Origin of the sequence: Nocardioides daejeonensis, from assembly GCF_003194585.1 — a bacterium.
In the GTDB taxonomy this organism is placed as follows: Bacteria; Actinomycetota; Actinomycetes; order Propionibacteriales; family Nocardioidaceae; genus Nocardioides; species Nocardioides daejeonensis.
In genome coordinates this window covers 79,921-98,756 of sequence record NZ_QHKZ01000002.1, presented here as the reverse complement: position 1 = coordinate 98,756, position 18,836 = coordinate 79,921, and the positions used below count along the sequence as shown (strand labels likewise).

Annotated in this window: 20 protein-coding genes; 7 read left to right on the top strand and 13 right to left on the bottom strand. The window is 68.2% G+C overall.

The annotated features are described in order from the left end of the window. The first annotated feature begins 3 nt into the window (after positions 1–3). Positions 4–543, top strand: coding sequence for a hypothetical protein (locus DNK54_RS05190; protein WP_110205914.1), 540 nt, complete (start codon positions 4–6; stop codon positions 541–543). A gap of 30 nt (positions 544–573) precedes the next feature. On the opposite strand, the gene DNK54_RS05185 is transcribed toward DNK54_RS05190, so the two are convergent. The 3 genes from DNK54_RS05185 to DNK54_RS05175 form a co-directional block, all read right to left on the bottom strand. Next, a complete protein-coding gene (locus DNK54_RS05185; protein ID WP_110205913.1) occupies positions 574–1,050 on the bottom strand; it encodes a DUF456 domain-containing protein in 477 nt (158 codons plus the stop codon). Between the two features lie 30 nt (positions 1,051–1,080). Further along, complete coding sequence (locus DNK54_RS05180) at positions 1,081–1,260, bottom strand: ATP-binding cassette domain-containing protein (protein WP_204164436.1); 180 nt, start codon at positions 1,258–1,260, stop codon at positions 1,081–1,083. Between the two features lie 113 nt (positions 1,261–1,373). Beyond that, the gene (locus DNK54_RS05175; RefSeq protein ID WP_420846367.1) at positions 1,374–1,592 is read right to left on the bottom strand and encodes a DUF7455 domain-containing protein; all 219 of its coding nucleotides are present in this window, start codon (positions 1,590–1,592) and stop codon (positions 1,374–1,376) included. A gap of 268 nt (positions 1,593–1,860) precedes the next feature. Between DNK54_RS05175 and DNK54_RS05170 the strand changes: the two genes are divergently transcribed. Both DNK54_RS05170 and DNK54_RS05165 read left to right on the top strand, forming a co-directional pair. Then, positions 1,861–3,957 carry a DNA gyrase/topoisomerase IV subunit B gene (locus tag DNK54_RS05170; RefSeq protein WP_110205911.1) on the top strand — a complete coding sequence of 699 codons (2,097 nt, stop codon included), beginning with the start codon at positions 1,861–1,863 and terminating at the stop codon, positions 3,955–3,957. Between the two features lie 9 nt (positions 3,958–3,966). Further along, a complete protein-coding gene (locus DNK54_RS05165; RefSeq protein WP_162602306.1) occupies positions 3,967–4,290 on the top strand; it encodes a hypothetical protein in 324 nt (107 codons plus the stop codon). 213 nt (positions 4,291–4,503) lie between these two features. On the opposite strand, the gene DNK54_RS05160 is transcribed toward DNK54_RS05165, so the two are convergent. From DNK54_RS05160 to DNK54_RS05145, 4 genes are read right to left on the bottom strand one after another with little or no spacing between them, the layout of a single operon-like run. Then, complete coding sequence (locus DNK54_RS05160) at positions 4,504–5,574, bottom strand: NAD(P)H-dependent flavin oxidoreductase (protein WP_110205909.1); 1,071 nt, start codon at positions 5,572–5,574, stop codon at positions 4,504–4,506. Further along, complete coding sequence (locus DNK54_RS05155; RefSeq protein ID WP_110205908.1) at positions 5,571–6,353, bottom strand: CoA-transferase subunit beta; 783 nt, start codon at positions 6,351–6,353, stop codon at positions 5,571–5,573. The genes DNK54_RS05160 and DNK54_RS05155 overlap by 4 nt, the downstream gene beginning before the upstream one ends. A gap of 10 nt (positions 6,354–6,363) precedes the next feature. After that, on the bottom strand, positions 6,364–7,251 hold the full coding sequence (locus DNK54_RS05150) for a CoA transferase subunit A (RefSeq protein WP_239459932.1): 888 nt from the start codon (positions 7,249–7,251) through the stop codon (positions 6,364–6,366). Beyond that, positions 7,248–8,012 carry an enoyl-CoA hydratase family protein gene (locus DNK54_RS05145; RefSeq protein ID WP_110205907.1) on the bottom strand — a complete coding sequence of 255 codons (765 nt, stop codon included), beginning with the start codon at positions 8,010–8,012 and terminating at the stop codon, positions 7,248–7,250. Before DNK54_RS05145 ends, DNK54_RS05150 begins: the two co-directional genes overlap by 4 nt. A gap of 88 nt (positions 8,013–8,100) precedes the next feature. On the opposite strand from DNK54_RS05145, the gene DNK54_RS05140 reads away from it, so the two are divergent. From DNK54_RS05140 to DNK54_RS05130, 3 genes are all read left to right on the top strand, one after another. After that, positions 8,101–8,862 (top strand): SDR family oxidoreductase, encoded by a 762-nt coding sequence (locus tag DNK54_RS05140; RefSeq protein WP_110205906.1) that lies wholly within the window; start codon positions 8,101–8,103, stop codon positions 8,860–8,862. Positions 8,863–8,891: 29 nt separating this feature from the next. Next, positions 8,892–9,770 carry an SDR family oxidoreductase gene (locus tag DNK54_RS05135; RefSeq protein ID WP_110205905.1) on the top strand — a complete coding sequence of 293 codons (879 nt, stop codon included), beginning with the start codon at positions 8,892–8,894 and terminating at the stop codon, positions 9,768–9,770. Between the two features lie 206 nt (positions 9,771–9,976). After that, entirely contained in the window at positions 9,977–10,570 is a 594-nt protein-coding gene (locus DNK54_RS05130) for a class I SAM-dependent methyltransferase (protein ID WP_110205904.1), read from the top strand. A 187-nt stretch (positions 10,571–10,757) separates the two neighbouring features. On the opposite strand, the gene DNK54_RS05125 is transcribed toward DNK54_RS05130, so the two are convergent. Together DNK54_RS05125 and DNK54_RS05120 are read right to left on the bottom strand one after the other, a co-directional pair. Next, a complete protein-coding gene (locus DNK54_RS05125) occupies positions 10,758–11,975 on the bottom strand; it encodes an acyl-CoA dehydrogenase family protein (RefSeq protein WP_110205903.1) in 1,218 nt (405 codons plus the stop codon). Positions 11,976–11,984: 9 nt separating this feature from the next. Beyond that, positions 11,985–13,160, bottom strand: coding sequence for a steroid 3-ketoacyl-CoA thiolase (locus tag DNK54_RS05120; RefSeq protein ID WP_239459931.1), 1,176 nt, complete (start codon positions 13,158–13,160; stop codon positions 11,985–11,987). 184 nt (positions 13,161–13,344) lie between these two features. On the opposite strand from DNK54_RS05120, the gene DNK54_RS05115 reads away from it, so the two are divergent. Beyond that, entirely contained in the window at positions 13,345–14,583 is a 1,239-nt protein-coding gene (locus tag DNK54_RS05115) for a cytochrome P450 (protein WP_239459930.1), read from the top strand. Positions 14,584–14,672: 89 nt separating this feature from the next. Here DNK54_RS05115 and DNK54_RS05110 read toward each other — a convergent pair whose 3' ends face one another. The 4 genes from DNK54_RS05110 to DNK54_RS05095 all read right to left on the bottom strand — a co-directional run bounded on the left by DNK54_RS05110 (position 14,673) and on the right by DNK54_RS05095 (position 18,831). Further along, positions 14,673–15,614 carry a hypothetical protein gene (locus DNK54_RS05110; RefSeq protein ID WP_110205901.1) on the bottom strand — a complete coding sequence of 314 codons (942 nt, stop codon included), beginning with the start codon at positions 15,612–15,614 and terminating at the stop codon, positions 14,673–14,675. 88 nt (positions 15,615–15,702) lie between these two features. Next, on the bottom strand, positions 15,703–16,470 hold the full coding sequence (gene map, locus DNK54_RS05105; protein ID WP_110205900.1) for a type I methionyl aminopeptidase: 768 nt from the start codon (positions 16,468–16,470) through the stop codon (positions 15,703–15,705). Positions 16,471–16,618: 148 nt separating this feature from the next. After that, complete coding sequence (locus DNK54_RS05100) at positions 16,619–17,779, bottom strand: thiolase domain-containing protein (RefSeq protein ID WP_110205899.1); 1,161 nt, start codon at positions 17,777–17,779, stop codon at positions 16,619–16,621. Next, on the bottom strand, positions 17,779–18,831 hold the full coding sequence (locus DNK54_RS05095; protein WP_110205898.1) for a thiolase domain-containing protein: 1,053 nt from the start codon (positions 18,829–18,831) through the stop codon (positions 17,779–17,781). Before DNK54_RS05095 ends, DNK54_RS05100 begins: the two co-directional genes overlap by 1 nt. Between the last annotated feature and the right edge of the window lie 5 nt (positions 18,832–18,836).

Genomic DNA, 18,836 nt, shown 5'->3' with positions numbered 1-18,836 from the left:
CGCATGAAGAACGGTCTGATCGTTGTCGGAGCGACCCTCGCCAGCCTGGCGCTGACGATCCCCGCGGCGTACGCCGGCACGGTGGTGGTCGAGGACGGCGCCGACGCCACCGCCTCACCGCACGACATCGTGGCGATGAAGGTCAAGCACAAGCAGGACCGCCTCGTGGTGCGCACGACGCACACCGACCTGCGCAAGCACAGTGACGGCGGAGGATCGGGCACGACGATCTACATCGACAGCAACAAGTCGCGCAAGGGTCCGGAGCTGGCCCTGACCTCCGGACTGGAGTCCGGGACCGACTACGCACTGGTCAAGGTCAAGAAGTGGAAGCTCACCGACCGACGAGTCGATTGCGACTACAGGTTCCGGATCAACTGGGCGAAGGACTTCACCAAGCTCCGCCTGGATCGGGCCTGCTTCAAGTCTGCGAGCACGGTGCGGGTGAGCCAGAAGATGGTCGACTCCTGGGATGGGTCGCACCCTGTCACGGACTGGGCGCCGGGCAAGCGGGCGTTCAGTCCCTGGGTCGTCAGCGACTGACCGCGGTAGACGGCCCGTCCGCGTGCCGTTCTAGGTGATCACGACGGCCGTCGCCCAAGTGGCGGCGGCCAGGACGGCGGCGACGAACTCAATGAGCATCGAGAGTCCGGCGGCCTTCACCGCTGCCCAGGTAGTCACCTTGGCCTCGGCAGGACCCACCCGCTTGGCCTCGGCCAGGTAGATGCCGCCGGCGAAGCCGATGACGATGCCGATCACCGGGATGACGAAGAAGCCGACGATGCCCAGCACCGCGCCGATCAGCAGCGACTCGTTGGGAATGCCGCTGCGCTTCAGATTCCGGCCCGGGAGCAGGTACTTCACGATCCCGCCCGCGACCAGGAGCAAGAGTGCGAGACCGGTGAGGATCCACGCTGTGGTGCCGCCGACCTGGGCGGCCCAGACGACGACTGCGGCCGCGATCAGGAGGGTGCCGGGCAGGATCGGCAGCACGACGCCGACGATCCCGACCGCGATGGCCAGGGCGACGAGGATCTCCAGGGTGCTCACGACGCTCAGCCTGCCATGCCCCGTGCGCCCTCAGTCACCTGCGGGGACGATCAGCGGCGTGCCTGAGACGGGATCGGGCACGACCACCAGGTGGTCGCTGTAGCGGCACGCCAGGCTGAGGTCGTGGAGGACACTGACAATGGTCCGGCCCGTAGAGCGGTTGAGGTCACGCAGGAGTCGCAGCAGCTCCACCCGGTGACTGATGTCCAAGAAGGTGGCTAACCTAAGCCCTCTGCCCCGAGCGCGGCGTCCCACGAATCGCGGACGAGACGCGCGAGGCCCCGGCCACCAGGTGGTGGTCGGGGCCTCGCGGTGAGTAGGGGTCAGTCCGCTGACGGCATACCGGAGAGCTTGTGGGTCTCGTCGACGACGGTCGTGGCCACCTCGCGGAGCTTGGTGCCGTGCTCCCGGGCATGGTGGGCACAGAAGAGGAGATCCAGGCCAGAGGCGAGCTCTACGCGGAGATAGGCCTGGGCTCCGCACCGGTCGCAGCGATCCTCCGCAGTCAGGGAGGTGCTGGGGGCAACTGCAGTAGTCACAATCGGCCTCACTTTCTCGTGTGTTCTCACCTCTCAACGAGGCATCTCGGGAAATGATTCCCCGAGTGGTGTTCCTCTCACCGATCGGCACTCACCATCCAACCATGAAGGCAATGGACTGGTGGGTTACCACTCCACAGGTTGGACCGCGCGTGTCTTTCTCAAGAGACGGACGTGCTCACCTCCTATGACGGCGAAAGGGACGTTTCGGTTGCCCTCGGCGTACGTCCGTCGGGCGGGTCATCGCCGGATCGTCGTGCCGAGCGACTAGATTCGACCTCGTTCGGACACGACGAAGGACTGCATCATCGACAACACGTACAACGCAGCGCATCTGCTCGTCCTCGAGGGACTTGAGGCGGTGCGCAAGCGGCCAGGGATGTACATCGGCTCCACCGACACGCGGGGCCTGATGCATTGCGTCTGGGAGATCATCGACAACGGTGTCGACGAGGCGCTCGCCGGCGCCGCGACCGCCGTCGAGGTGACGCTGCACCCGGACGGCTCGGTCGAGGTGTACGACAACGGTCGCGGCATCCCGACCGACAAGGAGCCGCGCACCGGTCTCCCCGGCGTCGAGGTGGTCGCCACGAAGCTGCACGCGGGTGGCAAGTTCGGAGGCGGTTCGTACGTCGCGACCGGTGGCCTGCACGGCGTCGGCCTGTCGGTCGTCAACGCCCTGTCGAGTCGGATGGACATCGACGTCGACCGTTCGCCCGCAACGCAGGGGTTGAGCTTCCGGCGCGGCGTACCCGGGATCTTCGAGGGGGAGGGCCCCTCGGCGTCGTTCGCGCCGCAGTCCGGCCTGACCCGCAAGGGCAAGCGTGTCGTGAAGGGGAAGTCCGGCACCCGTATCCGGTTCTGGCCGGACCGGCAGATCTTCACCAAGGACGCGACCTACGTCTGGGACGAGCTCGTCGCCCGGGCGCGCCAGACCTCCTTCATCGTGCCCGGTCTGGAACTGGTGATCAGCGACCACCGCGGCCCGGAGCTGGTGGAGGAGAAGTTCAGGCACGATGGCGGAATCGGCGAGTTCGTGGAGTTTCTTGCCTCCGACCAGCCGGTGACCGACGTGCTGCGCCTGCAGGGGCAGGGCACCTTCACCGAGACCGTGCCGTTGCTCGACGACAAGGGCCACATGACGCCACAGGAGGTCGAGCGGGAGCTCGCCGTCGACGTGGCGGTGCGCTGGGGGCACGGCTACGAGCACCAGATGAAGTCGTTCGTCAACGTGATCGCCACGCCGAAGGGCGGCACCCACGTGGCCGGCTTCGAGCAGGCTGCGACGAAGACCTTCAACGAGGTCATGCGGCAGACGAAGGCGCTGAAGAACAACGACGCCGACGTGATCAAGGACGACGTGCTCGAAGGCATGACGGCCGTCGTGACCGTGCGCCTTGCGGAGCCGCAGTTCGAGGGTCAGACCAAGGAGATCCTGGGGACCCCGGCCGCCCGCAGCGTCGTACGCAAGGTGGTGGCCAAGGAGCTCAAGGAGTTCCTCACCTCCACCAAGCGGGCTGAGAAGGCCCAGGCCAAGCTGGTGATGGAGAAGGTCGCCGGGGCGGCCAAGACCCGGATCTCCGCGCGCCAGCTCAAGGAGACCCAGCGGCGCAAGAACGCGCTCGAGTCCTCGACGCTTCCTGCGAAGCTCGCCGACTGCCGGTCCGGCGACAACGACCTCTCCGAGCTCTTCATCGTCGAGGGTGACTCGGCCCTCGGCACCGCGAAGCTCGCTCGGAACTCGGAGTTCCAGGCGCTGCTGCCGATCCGCGGCAAGATCCTCAACGTGCAGAAGGCCTCGGTCGGCGACATGCTCAAGAACGCCGAGTGTGCCTCGATCATCCAGGTGGTCGGCGCCGGCTCCGGGCGGACGTTCGACCTCGACGCACGGCGCTACGGCCGGATCATCTTCATGGCCGATGCGGACTCCGACGGCGCGCACATCCGCTGCCTGCTGGCCACGCTCTTCTTCAAGTACATGCCCGACCTGATCCGGGAGGGCCGGGTCTACTCCGCGGTGCCGCCGCTGCACCGCATCGAGCTGTCCAACCCGAAGAAGGGCATGGACAAGTACGTCTACACCTACTCCGACGCCGAGTTGCAGCGCAAGCTCGCCGAGCTGGCGAAGAAGAACGTGCGCTGGAAGGACCCGGTGCAGCGCTACAAGGGTCTGGGCGAGATGGACGCCGACCAGCTGGCCGAGACCACGATGGACCCGCGGCACCGCACCTTGCGCCGGATCACCGTCGACGATGCCGACGCTGCCTCGCGGGTCTTCGAGCTGCTGATGGGCTCCGAGGTCGCTCCGCGCAAGGAGTTCATCGTGCAGGGTGCCTACGAGGTCGACGCGCAAGCGCTGGACGCCTGACGGGGCCGTGTGGCGACCAGGAGACCGTGCCTCGCCGGTGCCGCGTTGCTCGCTGTCGTCCTCACCGCGGGTTGCTTCTCAGACGGTGGCACCCAGGAGTCCAAGGGCATCGTGTCGAAGGAGATCGATCGTGACTCCTACGGAGATGCGTGGCCCTTCGCCGTGGAGAGAGGCGTGCTTGCCTGCGAGATGGGCGTCATGCCGACGTTCACCGTCAACGGCAACACACTGGGCCTCCTCGATCCGGACCTGAGTCGGCGGCCGTGGGCGGAGGACGCCACCGCCGTACAGGCCCGCCTCGTGCGTGACGCTGCGATGAAGCTCTGTGAGTGAGCCTCTCCCCGAGAGCCCTGCCGCCGCGGTCGACGTCCCTCGGTAGCGCCCGCGGCACCGACGACTCGCGCCAGCGCGTACGACGACCCTGAGCCCGTAAGGCGGGTGCGCCGTACGGGCTCAGGGACTGTGTGACGTTTTTGCATGCTTGTATGCCGTAGCTACGCACACCAAGCGACAGTTTCCCCGCCCGGGCGGGGAATCCACACCAGTTCAGGCCAGGTAGGAGTGGGCGCGAGCGAGCTCGGCGGCGGCCTGGGTGACGACGCGGTCGATGAGCTCCTCGCAGGTGGGGAGGTCGTCGAGGACGCCGACGACTTGGCCGGCGGCGAGCACGCCGGCGTCGGTGTCGCCCTCGACCAGACCGGCCTTGAGCATCATCGGCGTGTTGGCGGCCAGCGTCATCTGCGCGAGGGTGCGGCCCTGGGTCTTCTTCATCTCGCGGCCGTCCTTGGCGAGCTGCAGCCAGGACATGCCGGACATCTTCTTGAACTCCAGGGTGCGGCGGACCGTGGGACCGAGGCGGCGTACGGCGCTGGTCTCCTCGATCTCCTCCACGAACGGGGTCCGCAGCATCCGGTGCGGCATCCCGTCGACCTTGGCGGTGACGACGGTGCCGTCGAGGCCGTAGGTCAGATAGAGCTCCTTGACCGCCTGCGGCACCGCGCTGTCGGCAGTGAGCAGGAAGCGGGTGCCCATGCCGATGCCGGCGGCTCCGTAGGAGAGCGCCGCGGCGAGACCGCGGCCGTCGAAGAAGCCGCCTGCGGCGATGACCGGGATGTCGACCGCATCGAGCACTGACGGAAGCAGCAGCGTGGTCGGCGTCGAACCGGTGTGGCCACCGCCCTCGCCGCCCTGGATCATCACCGCGTCGGCGCCCCAGGAGGCGACCTTCTTGGCGTGCTTGGGCAGTCCGACGCTCGGGATCACGACGATGTCGTGCTCCTTCAGCTTCGCGATCAGCTCCGGCTTCGGGGCCAGCGCGAACGAGGCGACCTTCACACCGTGCTCGATGAGCAGCTCGCAGCGGGCCGGTGCGTCCGCAGCGTCGGCGCGCAGGTTCACGCCGAAGGGCTGGTCGGTGCGGCCCTTCACCTCGAGGATCGCCTGCTCCAGCTCGGCGTGCGTCATCGTCGCAGAGGCGAGGATGCCGAGGCCGCCCGCGTTGGCGGTCGCCGAGACGAGCCGCGGCCCGGCGACCCAACCCATCCCGGTCTGCACGACCGGGTGCCGTACGCCGACCAGCTCGGTCAGCGGCGTACGCAGGAGCTGCTCGGTGGTCACTTCGCCGCCTCCACCGGCGGGACCTCGCGGTCACGGATGCTCTTCGGGTCGAGGACGTTCCGGATGATCATCAGCTCGGTCGAGTCCGGCTCGCGGGTGGTCGGCACGTCGCCCTCGATGTGCAGGGCGAAGCCGGTGGCGGCGACCACGTCGTCGACAGTCACGCCGGGGTGCACGGAGAGAAGCCGCATCGTGTCGTCGGGCCCGCGCATGTCGAAGACGCCCAGGTTGGAGACGATCCGGTGGATGTCGTTGTACTTCGCCGCCGCCGGTCCAGCAGCCTTGGCCGCCTTGGGGCCGACGCCGGAGACGATGTCGACCTTCTCGACGAAGACTCGCGGGCTGTGCTTCGGCACCCAGTAGGAGGTGCGGTTGTTGACTGTGTTGCCCGGAGCGCCGCGCGACCCGAGCAGCTGGCGCTGCGGCTGGGCGAAGTCACCGATCGCGGAGATGTTCTGGTTGCCGTGCTTGTCGACCTGGGTGGCGCCCATCATCACGTGCCGCTTGCCGTAGGCGACCACGTCGAAGACGCGGCGGAACGGGATGAAGCCCTCCACGACGTCGCCCTTCGCGAAGAGCGGCGGCACGCCGCCGAGGAAGAGGGACTCGCCGTCGGAGATCACCAGCTCCGGGTTCGAGGTGAGCTTCGCGAGGCGGACCCCGAGCATGGGCAGGGTGCCCATCGGGGAGCCGAAGATCTCGCCGTCCTCGGCGAATGCGTCGGCAATGGCAGCGGCGCAGACCTCTGCGCGGGAGATGGTGCTGTTCACGTCAGTCATCGTCTACTCCTCAAGCCTGCTCAGCGTGGAATGCCTGCACGGCGGCCTGGTAGGCCGCCTCGTCACCGGAGAGGAAGCGCTCCTTGAACGCAGCCCACGCCTCGGGGTCCTTGGTGGAGGCCGCATAGTGCTTCTGGAACTTCTCGTCGCGCTCGTAGTCGGGCACGCAGTTGGTGAAGTGCGCCCCGTTCGGCGTCTCCACGACGCCGGCGACCATCATCCGGTTGAGCAGCACGCGCTGCACCGGAACGTCGGTGGTGAGGCCGGCCGTGTCGATGATCTGCTCGCACGACACGAAGGTCTTCTCCGCAGCCATCGCGAAGAGGTCGTCGAAGTACGGGTCCGGCCCGAGGTACGTCGCGTTGCCGTGCTCGTCGGCACGGTTCAGGTGCACCAGGGCGACGTCGAGCTTGAGTGCCGGCACCGCCACGAACTCCTCGAGATCGCCGTTCTCGTCGGCGTACGGGCTGGCGACGAGCTTGAGGTCCGGGTTGTTGACCAGTACGTCGGATCCCAGGCCGGCGCGCATCGGCAGGAAGGGGAGTCGCTCAGCGGCTGCCTTCAGGCCGGTCTGGAACATGCCCTCGTCCCACTCGCAGATCTCCGGGATCGTGCGGTTCTGGCGGGCTGCCTGGAAGTTCGGCTCCAGCGGGACGGTGTCCATGGTGACGAACGCGTAGACCAGCTTCTTGATCTTGCCGGCCTCGGCGAGCAGGCCGACGTCGGCGCCGCCCCACGAGACGATGGTGAGGTCCTTCAGGTCCGAGCGCAGGATGGCGCGGACCAGAGCCATCGGCTTGCGCCGCGGCCCCCAGCCGCCGATGCCGATGGTCATGCCGTCGGAGAGTTGGGCGACGACCTCGTCGATCGTCATCTTCTTGCTGCGCGGTCGTGTCACTTGGTGGCCTCCTTGGCCTTGCTCGTGCCTGCGAAGTCGTCGCGGAGTTCATCGGCCACACCCATGAGGTTGAGCTCGAAGGTGAAGCCCTGCTCGAAGCGATAGCTCTTGTTGACGTCGATGGGGTCGATCCCGTTGATGGCCTCCTTGGCGGCCCGGATGACCTTGTTGTTCTTGCCGGCGATCACCCGAGCGACCTCGAGAGCGGCCTCGTCGAGCTCCTCGCGAGGCACCACGCGGTGGACCGAGCCGAACTGCAGCAGGTCCGTGGCGGCGATCTTGCCGGCGGTGAAGTACAGGGTGCGCATCATGTGCTGCGGCACCAGGCGGGCCATGTGGGTGGCAGCGCCCAGGGCGCCCTGGTTGACCTCGGGCACCGAGAAGTAGGCGTCCTCGGAGGCCAGCACGACATCGGCATTGCCGACCAGGCCGACGCCCCCGCCGATGCAGTGACCGTTGACCGCGGCGATCACCGGGACCGGGCACTCGTAGACGGCCTTGAACGCGGCGTAGCAGCCGGAGTTGGCGCCCAGCAGGGCTTCGAAGCCGCTGGTGTTCTGCATCTCCTTGATGTCCACCCCGGCGTTGAAGCCCCGGCCCTCGGCTCGCAGCACGACGACGTGGGTGCTCCGGTCCCGCCCGGCCTCGTCGAGGGCCTGCGCGACGGCGTACCAGTCGGAGACGGGGAGCGCGTTGACCTTGCCGTGTTCCATCGTGATGACCCGGATGTGGTCCTCACGGAGCTCGGAGGTGATTGCCATCGCTTACGACCTTTCGCAGTGACCGGCGCGTCCTGCATCGGACGGACCAGATCCACACAACCAAACGTTTGCTTGGTAGCCTACCAGCATGTCACTCTCCATTGACCTCACTGGCCGGGTCGTCCTGGTCACCGGTGGCACCAAGGGGATCGGTGCCGGGATCGCCCGGACCTTCGTCTCCGCGGGAGCCCATGTCGTGACGTGCGCGCGCTCGGCGATCGAGACGCCCGCGCCCGGCACGAGTCACGTGATCTGCGACGTACGGGATCCGGAGCGGGTGGAGGCGATGATCGACGGGATCGTCGCCGAGCACGGTCGGCTCGACGTGGCGATCAACAACGCCGGTGGAGCGCCGTACGCGCTGTTGGCGGACGGTTCGCCGCGGTTCCACGACAAGATCATGGGGCTCAACTTCACCTCGGTCCTCCTGGTTGCCCAGGCCGCGAACCGGGTGATGCAGCAGCAGGAGCAGGGCGGGAGCATCGTCAACATCTCCTCCATCTCGGCGCGGCGTCCCTCTCCCGGCACCGCCGTGTACGGCGCCGCGAAGGCGGCCGTCGACCAGCTCACCGTGACCGCGGGAATGGAGTGGGCGCCGAAGGTGCGCGTCAACGCGATCACCGTGGGGCTGTGTCGCACCAGCGACACTGCTGACCACTACGGCGGCGACAAGACGGTCGCCGCGATCGAGAAGACCATCCCGATGGGACGGATGGCACGTCCGGAGGAGATCGGCACCACGGCGCTCTTCCTCGCCTCCGACCTCGCCAGCTACGTCACCGGCGCCCGTATCGAGTGTCACGGCGGCGGCGAGCCACCCGTCTTCCAACACGTCCTCAACCAGGCCTGATCAGGCCTGCGTCAACCAAGGAGCCTCACATGAGCAAGATCCTGGATGGCCGCGTCGCCATCGTCACCGGAGCCGGTCGCGGCATCGGCCGTGCCCACGCGCTGGAGCTCGCCCGCCAGGGCGCCAAGGTCGTCGTCAACGACTTCGGCGTCTCCAACAACGGGGAGAAGGAAGACTCACCGGCCCACCAGGTCGTCGCCGAGATCGAGGCGATGGGCGGTCAGGCCGTGGTGAACGGCGCCGACGTCGCTGACTTCGAGCAGGCCGGCGCCATGGTGCAGCAGGCGATCGACACCTTCGGTGGCCTCGACATCCTGGTCAACAATGCCGGATTCGTCCGCGATCGAATGCTGGTCAACGCCACCGAGGAGGAGTGGGACGCGGTCATCCGGGTCCACCTCAAGGGCCACTTCGCCCCGCTCCGGCATGCGGCGGCGTACTGGCGCGCGGAGTCCAAGGCCGACCGCCAGCGCGCTGCCCGGGTCATCAACACCACGTCGGGTGCGGGCCTGCAGGGCTCCATCGGCCAGGTCGTCTACTCCGCCGCGAAGGGCGGGATCGCGACGATGACGTTGGTCGCCGCCGCCGAGCTGGGTCGCGTCGGCGTCACGGTCAACGCCATCGCGCCGGTCGCGAAGACCCGGATGACCGAAGGCGCGTTCGACACCTCGCAGATGGCGCTCCCCGAGGACAACTCGCCGGTCGTGGCCTGGCTTGCGTCCGAGGAGGCCGGCCACGTCACCGGGCGCGTCTTCGAGATCGACGGCGGCAAGCTCACCCTGGAGGACGCGTGGCGCCACGGCGCCAGCCGTGACGCCGGCCGTCGCTGGGAGGCTGCCGAGCTCGGCGAGGTCGTCGACGCTCTGCTGGCCGAGGGCGCGACCCCGGAGCCGGTCTACGGCACCTGAGCAGAAGCTGACGTCCTGCGTCGTGGTTGCTCTGGCGACCACCTCGTAGGACGCCCTCCGTAACGTCCTGCGCCCTGGTTGCTCTGGCGACCACCTCGTAGGACGTCCCCCGTAATGTCCTGCGCCCTGGTTGCTCTGGCGACCGGGGCGCAGGACGTTGCAGACCCGGTACGACGGCCCGCACCTGAGCGGGGGAGACTGGCGGCATGAGCACCCAGCCACGTTGGTTCACCGACACCAAGGACGGACACTCGCAGTGGTACATCGACCGGTTCCGGACGATGGCCGCCGAGGGAGTGGACCTGGCCGGTGAGGCACGGACGATCGACGCCATGCTGCCGCGGACCGCACGGGTGCTCGACGCCGGTTGCGGGCCGGGCCGGCTCGGTGGGGAGCTGCATGCCCGCGGACACGTGGTGGTCGGGGTCGACGTCGATCCCGAGTTGATCGCCGCCGCCGAGGAGGATCACCCCGGGCCGCGGTGGCTGGTCGGCGATCTGGCCACCCTCGACCTGGCGGACGAGGAGCCGTTCGAGATCGCAGTCGTCGCGGGCAACGTGATGCTCTTCGTGGCACCCGGGACCGAACGCAGCGTCCTGGAGCGACTTGCCGCCCACGTCCGCCCGGGCGGACGGATCGTGATCGGCTTCCGTCGGGCAGACGAGTACTCCTACGGCCGGTTCGACGCCGACATCACGGCCGCTGGCCTCACCCTGGAGCACCGCTTCGCGACCTGGGACCTCGAGCCCTTCACCCGCGAGTCCGACTTCGCGGTCAGCGTCCTCCGCGTCCGCGCCTGACTCGTCGAGACGCCAGCTTCAGCACGTTGAGGCGCCAACTTCAGCACGGTGCGCCGCTTTCCGCGCTACTCGGGTGCGTTGGAACTGGCGTCTTAACGTGCTGGAACTGGCGTCTCAACGTGCTGGAACTGGCTTCTCAACGTGCTAGACGTGGCTTCTCAACGTGCTGAAGCTGGCTTCTCGGCGGTCAGCGGCGGAGCAGGCCCTTGGCGACGTGGGTGACCTGGACCTCGTTGGAGCCGGCGTAGATCATCAGTGACTTCGCGTCGCGAGCCAGTTGCTCGACGCGGTACTCCGCCATGTAGCCGTTGCCGCCGAAGAGCTGCACCGCCTCCATCGCCACCTCGCAGGCCGCGCGGGACGAGTAGAGCTTGATGGCCGATGCCTCGGCCAGATCCATCTTCCCGGAGCGCTGGGCCGCGATGCCCTTGAAGACCATGTTCTGCACGTTGACGCGGGCGATCTCCATCTCGGCCAGCTTCAGCTGGATCAGCTGGAAGCCCGAGATCGGCTGGCCCCACAGCTCGCGCTGCTTGGCGTAGTCGATGCTGAGCCGCTGGCACTCCTCGATGATGCCCAGGGCGAAGGTGGCGATGCCGACCCGCTCGCCGATGAAGTTCTTGCGCGCGGACTCACGACCGTCCGACCCGGGCTGCCCCGCGAGCAGACGGTCCGGGCCGACGCGGACGTTGTCGAAGAAGAGCTCGCCGGTGGGGGAGGAGGCCATCCCCATCTTCTTGAAGGGCTTGCCCTGGGTCAGTCCCTCCATGCCGGCGTCCAGCACGAAGATCAGGACCGGCTGCTTGCGCCGGTCTGGTTCGCTGCCGTCGTCCAGCTTGCAGTAGACGACGATCGTGTCGGCGTACGGGCCGTTGGTGATGAAGGTCTTCTGGCCGTTGATCACCCAGCCGTCGCCATCAGGCTTCGCGGTGGTGCGCATGCCGCCGAAGGCGTCCGATCCTGCGTCGGGCTCGGTGATCGCCCAGGAGCCGATCTTGTCGAGCGTCATGATGTCGCGCGCCCAGCGCTTGCGCTGCTCGATCGTGCCGAGGGCGTTGATGGTGCCTGCGACCATGCCGACAGAGACGCCGATGGCGGTCGGGATGCCCATCGAGACCTTCACCAGCTCGATGTTGGCGATCGGCCCCATGGCCACGCCGCTGCCCTCGGGAGCAGGCTCGTCGAACTCGGCGCCCGCGTCGCGTGCCTCGTCGCGGCGAATCTGCCAGTCGAAGAGCTCTGCGCCGGCCTCGTCGAGGCCGAAGGTCTTGTAGTACTTGCGGCAGACCTCGTACGGCGGCATCCCGCCGTGCTCGAGATCGTCGCGCAGGGGCCGGATCTCCTTGTCGACGAACTGGCGTACGGCGTCCCGGACGGCGAGCTCTTCCTCGCTCCACTCGAACATGCGGGCGCCTCAGATCCGCTCGATGATGGTGGCCGAGGCCTGAGCGCCGCCAGCACACATGGAGACCAGGGCGGTGCTGGCGTCGCGGCGCTCCAGCTCGTGGAGGGCGGTGGTCAGCAGGCGGGTGCCGGTGGAGCCGACCGGGTGGCCGATCGCGATAGCTCCGCCGTTGACGTTGTACTTGTCCTCGGGGACCTCGTGGACCTTCGCCCACGACATGACGACCGCGGCGAAGGCTTCGTTGACCTCGCAGAGGTCGATGTCGGCGATGCTCATGCCCGAGTCCTTGAGCGCCTTCTCGGTGGCCTGCACCGGCCCGTCGAGGTGGTAGTAGGGGACGGCGCCGACCAGGCAGGAGGTGATGATCCGGGCGCGCGGCGTCAGGCCGAGCGAGCGGGCCAGCTCCTCGTCCATCAGCAGCAAGGCGGAGGCGCCGTCGGAGATCTGCGAGGAGGTGCCGGCGGTGTGGATGCCGCCTTCCATGACCGGCTTGAGCGCGGCGAGCCCCTCCAGAGTGGTGGCACGCAGCCCCTGGTCGGAGGTGACCGTCCGGGTCTCGCCGGTGGGCTTTCCCTCCTCGTCGAGCACGGGCGCGTCGATCGCCATGATCTCGCGGTCGAAGCGACCCTCGGCGACCGCCGCAGCTGCGCGCTCCTGGCTGCGCAGGCCGAACTGGTCCACGTCGGCACGGCTGAAGCCGCGGTCGTGGGCGATGCGGTCGGCACCGGTGAACTGGTCGGGCAGGTCGATGTCCCACGACGAAGGGCGGGGGTCACCCAAACCCTGGGGAACGTTCCCGCCGAGCGGGATCCGGCTCATCGACTCGACACCGCACGAGATGCCCGCCTTGATGGCGCCGGCAGCGATCATCGAGTTGATGAGGTGGGTCGCCTGCTGGGCAGACGAGCACTGGGCGTCGATGACGGTGGAGGCGGTGTGGTTAGGCAGGCCCGCGTGCATCCAGGCGCGCCGGACCATGTTGTTGGACTGCTCGCCGGCCTGGGTGACACAGCCGCCGATGACCTGCTCGATCAACTCGGCGTCGGCTCCGGCCCGCTTGATCACCTCGGTCTGTACGGCGCCCAGCAGCTCAGCCGGGTGCAGCCCGGCGAGCCAACCGCGGCGCTTGCCCTGCGGCGTACGCACTGCTTCGACGATGACGGGGTTGCCCATGGCTTGCCTCACTCCGATCAGGGTGGTTCGACCTCCGCGGTTGCCGGGGGCCCGCCTGTGAAACTAGAACACGTTCCTTGGTCCGACAACTCCGGATCCCGCTGAGGAAATTCAGGGGCCGTACCCCTTCCAAACAAACCGTTGGTATGTAACGATCCTCACTAGAACGTGTTGCAGAAAACGTGGAGGAAGCACCGTGACCATTTCCCCTCCGGCCTATGACGGTCTGGACCTCACCGACCCCGATCAGATGGAGCAGGCAGTCCCGCACGAGGCCTTCCGGCAGCTTCGGCAGACCGCACCGGTGGTCTGGGTCGAGCAGGCGCCCGAGGCGCGCGCCGGCTTCCTCGACACCGGCTACTGGGCGGTGACCAAGCACGCCGACATCGCTGCGATCTCGAAGAACAGCAAGGACTTCTCCACCGCCAAGAACGGCGTGATCGTCCGGTTCTCGCCGGAGATGACCCGTGACCAGGTGGAGCTGCAGGGCGCGATGCTGATCCACCACGACCCGCCGTCGCACACCTCGATGCGCCAGATCATCTCGCGGGGCTTCACGCCGCGAGCGATCGCCGCCATCGAGGACGCCCTCAAGGAGCGGGCCGAGCGGATCGTGGAGGCCGCCATCGCCAAGGGCTCGGGCAACTTCGTCGAGGACCTTGCCGCGGAGCTGCCGCTGCAGGCGATCGCAGAGCTGCTGGGCGTCCCGCAGGAGGACCGGGGCAAGCTCTTCGACTGGTCCAACCAGATGCTCGCGTACGACGACCCTGAGGTCGAGGGCGACGAGGCCGTTGCCGCGGCGGAGATCCTCGGCTACGCGATGATGCTGGCCGACGACCGCCGCAAGAACCCCAAGGACGACATCATCACCAAGCTGGTGACGGTCGGCGAGGACGGCGAGGGTGCGCTCACCGACGACGAGTTCGGGTTCTTCGTGATCCTGCTCGCCGTTGCGGGCAACGAGACCACGCGCAACGCGATCACCCACGGCATGCAGGCGTTCTTCGACAACCCTGACCAGTGGGAGCTCTACAAGCGTGAGCGTCCCGCGACCATGGTCGACGAGGTCGTGCGCTGGGCCACGCCGGTGAGCGTCTTCCAGCGCACCGCCATCAACGACGTCATGGTGGGTGACCAGCTGGTCAAGGCCGGCGACCGCGTGCTGATGTTCTACACCAGCGGGAACTACGACGAGGAGGTCTTCGAGGACCCCTTCACGTTCAACATCCTGCGTGAGAACAACGTGCACCTCGGCTTCGGCGGTCACGGCGCGCACTACTGCATCGGTGCGAACCTGGCGCGCAAGGAGATCGACCTGATGTTCAACGCGATCGCCGACAAGATTCCCAACATCGTTCCCACTGGCACCCCGCGCCGCCTGCGCAGCGCCTGGATCAACGGGGTCAAGGAACTGCACGCCAACTACACCGCCTGAGCCCGAGGCTCAGAACAAGGCCGACGTCCGTCGTACCTGGGGTCGAACCCAGGTGCGACGGACGTCGGCGTTGATGAGAACTGCGCAGGTCAGCGGAGCCGAAGGGCGCGCTTCTTGGTGACGTCGAGGGTGCGGACGACGACCTTCGCCTTGCGCGCCGCGCCGGGCAAAGTCCGTAGCCGCACCTTGGCCGTCTTGGTCGCGCCGGGCTTGATCTTGCCGAGCTTCACCGTGGTCGCCGTGACGCCGCCTGCCTTCACGGTGACCTTCACCTTCGGCGCCGTGACCCGGGGGCTCTTGTTGCGGACCTTGACCTTGACGGTCTTCCAGCGGCTGCCGACGGTCTTGACCGACTTCGGCGAGCGCAGCTTCAGCGTCGGGGTGTCGTAGACCGTCTTCAGCGACCAGGCGCCGCGGCCGCTGAGCAGCTCCTGCCACTGCTCGGACCCCTCGGGCTCGATCTGCCATGTCTCGGCGAACGCGCAGTTGAAGCGGTTCTGCGCGAAGACATCGGCGGGGAACGGCAGCAGTGTCATCTTCGCGCCATCGCGAAGCAGGCCGGTCGCGTTGCTGCCGTAGGCGCTCCAGTAGACGGTGGCCTCACCGGGGTACTGGCAGTAGTCACCGTCGGCGCTGACCTTGCCCAAGCCGATCAACACCATCGAGTCGGTCGCGGCCGTCGGCGCGGCACGCAGGGTGACGGAGGCGCTCACGGTGCCCGTCGGCAAGTCCTGCACGATGCGAGCCGAGCGGAGCTGCTGGGCGGGGACGCCGCGTCGATCCGTGTCTTCCACGGTCACGCCGACGCGTTGCCGCACCGGCCACGGTCGCTTGCGAGGACTCACGCGATCGGAGCGCAGGCGCACCGCGCTGTCCATCGGGACGGCGTACGGCGTGTGGATGGTGGGTGCGTCCGTGGCGGTCCGGGCACCGTCGTCGTCGGTGACCGCGGAGGCGCTGCCGAGAGCGGCGAGCGCGGTCGCCAGCAGTGCCAGCGGAAGAGTGGGAGCGAGAAGACGGGTGAGCGACACGTGGGAACCTCCGAGACCGAGACGACGTGGGGATCCACGGTAGGACGAACCGGCCGTCGGCGGGGTTCCCTTCCCGCGATTCGGTACGTCAGGCGCGCGCGGTCAACACCAACGGACCGTCGGGTGTGATCGCGATGGTGTGCTCCATGTGGGCTCCACGGGAGCCGTCCGCGGAACGGAGCGTCCAGCCGTCCTTGTCGGTGTAGATCTCGTCGGTGGTGTGCAGGAACCACGGCTCGATCGCGATCACCAGGCCGGGCTGGAGTGGGAACCCGCGTCCGGGTCGCCCGTCGTTGGGGACGTGCGGGTCGCCGTGCATGGTGCGCCCCACGCCGTGGCCACCGAACTGCAGGTTGATCTTCAGTCCGGCGTCTCGGGCGACCGAACCGATGGCGTGACCGATGTCGCCAAGCTTGTTGCCGGCCTGCGCGGCCTCGATGCCGGCGTACAGGGCGCGGGTGGTGGTGTCGATGAGCGCCACATCCTCCGGGCGCGGCGTACCGACGACGACGGAGAGTGCGGAGTCGGCGACCCAGCCGTCGACGCTGCAGGCGAAGTCGACACTGAGCAGGTCTCCGTCGGCCAGGGTGTAGTCGTGCGGCAGGCCATGGAGGACGGCGTCGTTCACCGAGGTGCAGAGCACCTTGCCGAAGGGGGAGGCGCCGAACGACGGGTGGTAGTCGATGTAGCAGGACTCCGCACCGCGGTCGCGGATCATCTGGTGCGCCAACTCGTCGAGCTCGAGCAGGTTCACGCCGACCGCGGCCTTGTCGGCCAGTGCCGTGAGCACCTCGCCGACGAACCGCCCGGCGGGGCGCATCTCTTCGATCTGGGCAGGGGTGCGAAGCTCGATCATGGGTCTGAGCCTATGTCTGGTGGGGAGTGGCCGGCGAACCCGGGAACGCCTCAGCAGTCACACTGTGTGACGAAATTGGTTGCCTGTGTGCTGTAGCTACAGCACACAGGCAACCAATTCCCCGCCCGGGCGGGGAATCCACATTCGGTCAGGCGGGGCGCTCGGCCCCGACGACCCACATGGCGAAGAACTGCGAGCCGCCGCCGTAGGCGTGACCGAGGGCGCGGCGTACGCCGTCGACCTGGTGGTCGCCGGCCCGACCGCGGACCTGGAGGGCGGCCTCGGCGAAGCGGAGCATGCCGGAGGCGCCGATCGGGTTGGAGGAGAGGACGCCGCCGCTGCTGTTGACGGGCAGCTTGCCGTCGATGGCGGTGGCACCGGACTCGGTGAGCTTCCACCCTTCGCCCTCGGCGGCGAAGCCGAGGTTCTCCATCCACATCGGTTCGAACCAGGAGAACGGCACGTAGATCTCGGCAGCGTCGATCTCCTCGAGCGGGTTGGTGATGCCCGCCTGCTTCCACAGGTACGCCGCCGCCTCGCGGCCGGCGCGCGGGTTCACCTGGTCGCGCTCGGAGGCCGTGGTCGGCTCCGACCGCATGACGGTGCCGTGGATCCACGCCGGCGAGTCGACCGAGGCCGCGGTGTCGGCGTCGGCGATCACCATGGCGCAGGCGCCGTCGGAGGAGGGACAGGTCTCGTCGTAGCGGATCGGGTCCCAGAGCATCTGCGAGGCGAGCACCGACTCGACCGTGGTGTCGGCGTTGTGCAGGTGCGCATAGGGGTTGCGCAGGGCGTTCTGCCGGTCCTTGGCCGCGACGATCGCGCCGATGTGGTTCGGAGCGCCGGCGCGACGGATGTAGGAGCGCACGTGCGGGGCGAAGTAGCCGCCCGCGCCGGCGTGCACCGGCATGACGAACGGCACCGGCACCGAGAGCGCCCACATCGCGTTGGACTCCGACTGCTTCTCGAAGGCCACGGTGAGCACCCGCTTGTGCACGCCGGACTGCACCAGCGACGCAGCGACGATCGCTGTGGAGCCGCCGACCGAGCCGGCTGTGTGCACGCGGATCAGCGGCTTGCCTACCGCGCCGAGGGCTTCGGCCAGGTAGAGCTCGGGCATCATCACGCCCTCGAAGAGGTCGGGCGCCTTGCCGACCACGATCGCGTCGATGTCGTCGAAGGTCACGCCGGCGTCGGCCAGGGCCCGGTCGATCGCCTCCCTGCAGAGGCCGGCGATGGAGACGTCGTCGCGCTTCGCCCGGTGGTGGGTCTGGCCCACGCCGATGACGGCGGCCGCCTGCTTGCCCATCAGTTGCTCCCATCCATGACGCAGAGAAGGTTCTGTTGCAGCGCCGGGCCCGAGGTGGCGTGGCCCAGCGCCCGGTCGGCGGAGCCGTCCCAGATCCGTCGGGCCGCCTCGCCGATCCGGTTGAGCCCGCCGGTGAAGAGCGGGTTCGAGACGAGTGCACCGCCCGACGGGTTGATCCGTACGTCGTCAGCCAGGCCGAGCTCCCGGCGCAGGATCAGCTCCTGATGGGAGAAGGGCGCGTGCAGCTCGGCGACCTGCACGCCAGCCAGGTCGACACCTGCAGCCGCGGCGCGGACGGAAGGCGCCTCGGTCAGGTCACGGGCTCCGAGGTGGAGCGGGTCGATGCGGTGGGTCAGCCCGGTGATCCAGGCGGGTCGCTCGGTGGCGCGCCGCGCCACGTCTCCCGCGGCCAGCACGATCGCCGCCGCCCCGTCAGTCACGGGGGAGCAGTCGTGCTTGCGCAACGGGTCGGCGTACAGCGGCCGGGCGAGGAGCTCCTCGACGCTGCTTCCGCCCTTGCGGACGGCGTGCTCGTTGGACTCCGCGTCGGTGAGTGAGCGCTGAGCGACCTCGGCCATGTCGCGCTCGGTCCACAGTCCGGCGTCGATGCCGAGCCGTGCCTGGAGGCCGGCGATCGAGACGGTGTCGGGCCACAGGGGGGTCATGGTCAGCGGGTCGAGCTGGAGGCTCATGGTCCGCCGGAGGGTGCCGGCCGAGGCCTTGCCGAAGCCGTAGACCAGCGCGGTGTCGACCTCGCCGGTCTGGATCTTCAACCAGGCCTCGTAGAGCGCCCACGCGGCGTCCATCTCGACGTGCGACTCGTTGACCGGCGGCAGGGCGCCGATGGCGTCAACGGACTGCACGAACGAGAAGGACCGCCCGGCCAGGTAGTCGGAGGATCCCGAGCACCAGAAGCCGATGTCGGACTTGGCGAATCCAGTGCTCGCGTAGAGCTCCTGGAAGATCGGCACGAGCACCTCCACCATCGTGGGGGAGCCGTCGAACTGGGCTGTCTGTCGTTGGGCGTACCCGACAACGGCGACGTCACGCATGTGCA

Bases quoted from the DNA above. Each gene is read 5' to 3' on its own strand.
- DNK54_RS05190 (WP_110205914.1), top strand. From the start codon at position 4: ATGAAGAACGGTCTGATCGTTGTCGGAGCGACCCTCGCCAGCCTGGCG.
- DNK54_RS05155 (WP_110205908.1), bottom strand. From the start codon at position 6,353: ATGACTGACGTGAACAGCACCATCTCCCGCGCAGAGGTCTGCGCCGCT.
- DNK54_RS05145 (WP_110205907.1), bottom strand. From the start codon at position 8,012: ATGGCAATCACCTCCGAGCTCCGTGAGGACCACATCCGGGTCATCACG.
- DNK54_RS05140 (WP_110205906.1), top strand. From the start codon at position 8,101: ATGTCACTCTCCATTGACCTCACTGGCCGGGTCGTCCTGGTCACCGGT.
- DNK54_RS05135 (WP_110205905.1), top strand. From the start codon at position 8,892: ATGAGCAAGATCCTGGATGGCCGCGTCGCCATCGTCACCGGAGCCGGT.
- DNK54_RS05130 (WP_110205904.1), top strand. From the start codon at position 9,977: ATGAGCACCCAGCCACGTTGGTTCACCGACACCAAGGACGGACACTCG.
- DNK54_RS05125 (WP_110205903.1), bottom strand. From the start codon at position 11,975: ATGTTCGAGTGGAGCGAGGAAGAGCTCGCCGTCCGGGACGCCGTACGC.
- map (WP_110205900.1), bottom strand. From the start codon at position 16,470: ATGATCGAGCTTCGCACCCCTGCCCAGATCGAAGAGATGCGCCCCGCC.
- DNK54_RS05100 (WP_110205899.1), bottom strand. From the start codon at position 17,779: ATGGGCAAGCAGGCGGCCGCCGTCATCGGCGTGGGCCAGACCCACCAC.
- DNK54_RS05095 (WP_110205898.1), bottom strand. From the start codon at position 18,831: ATGCGTGACGTCGCCGTTGTCGGGTACGCCCAACGACAGACAGCCCAG.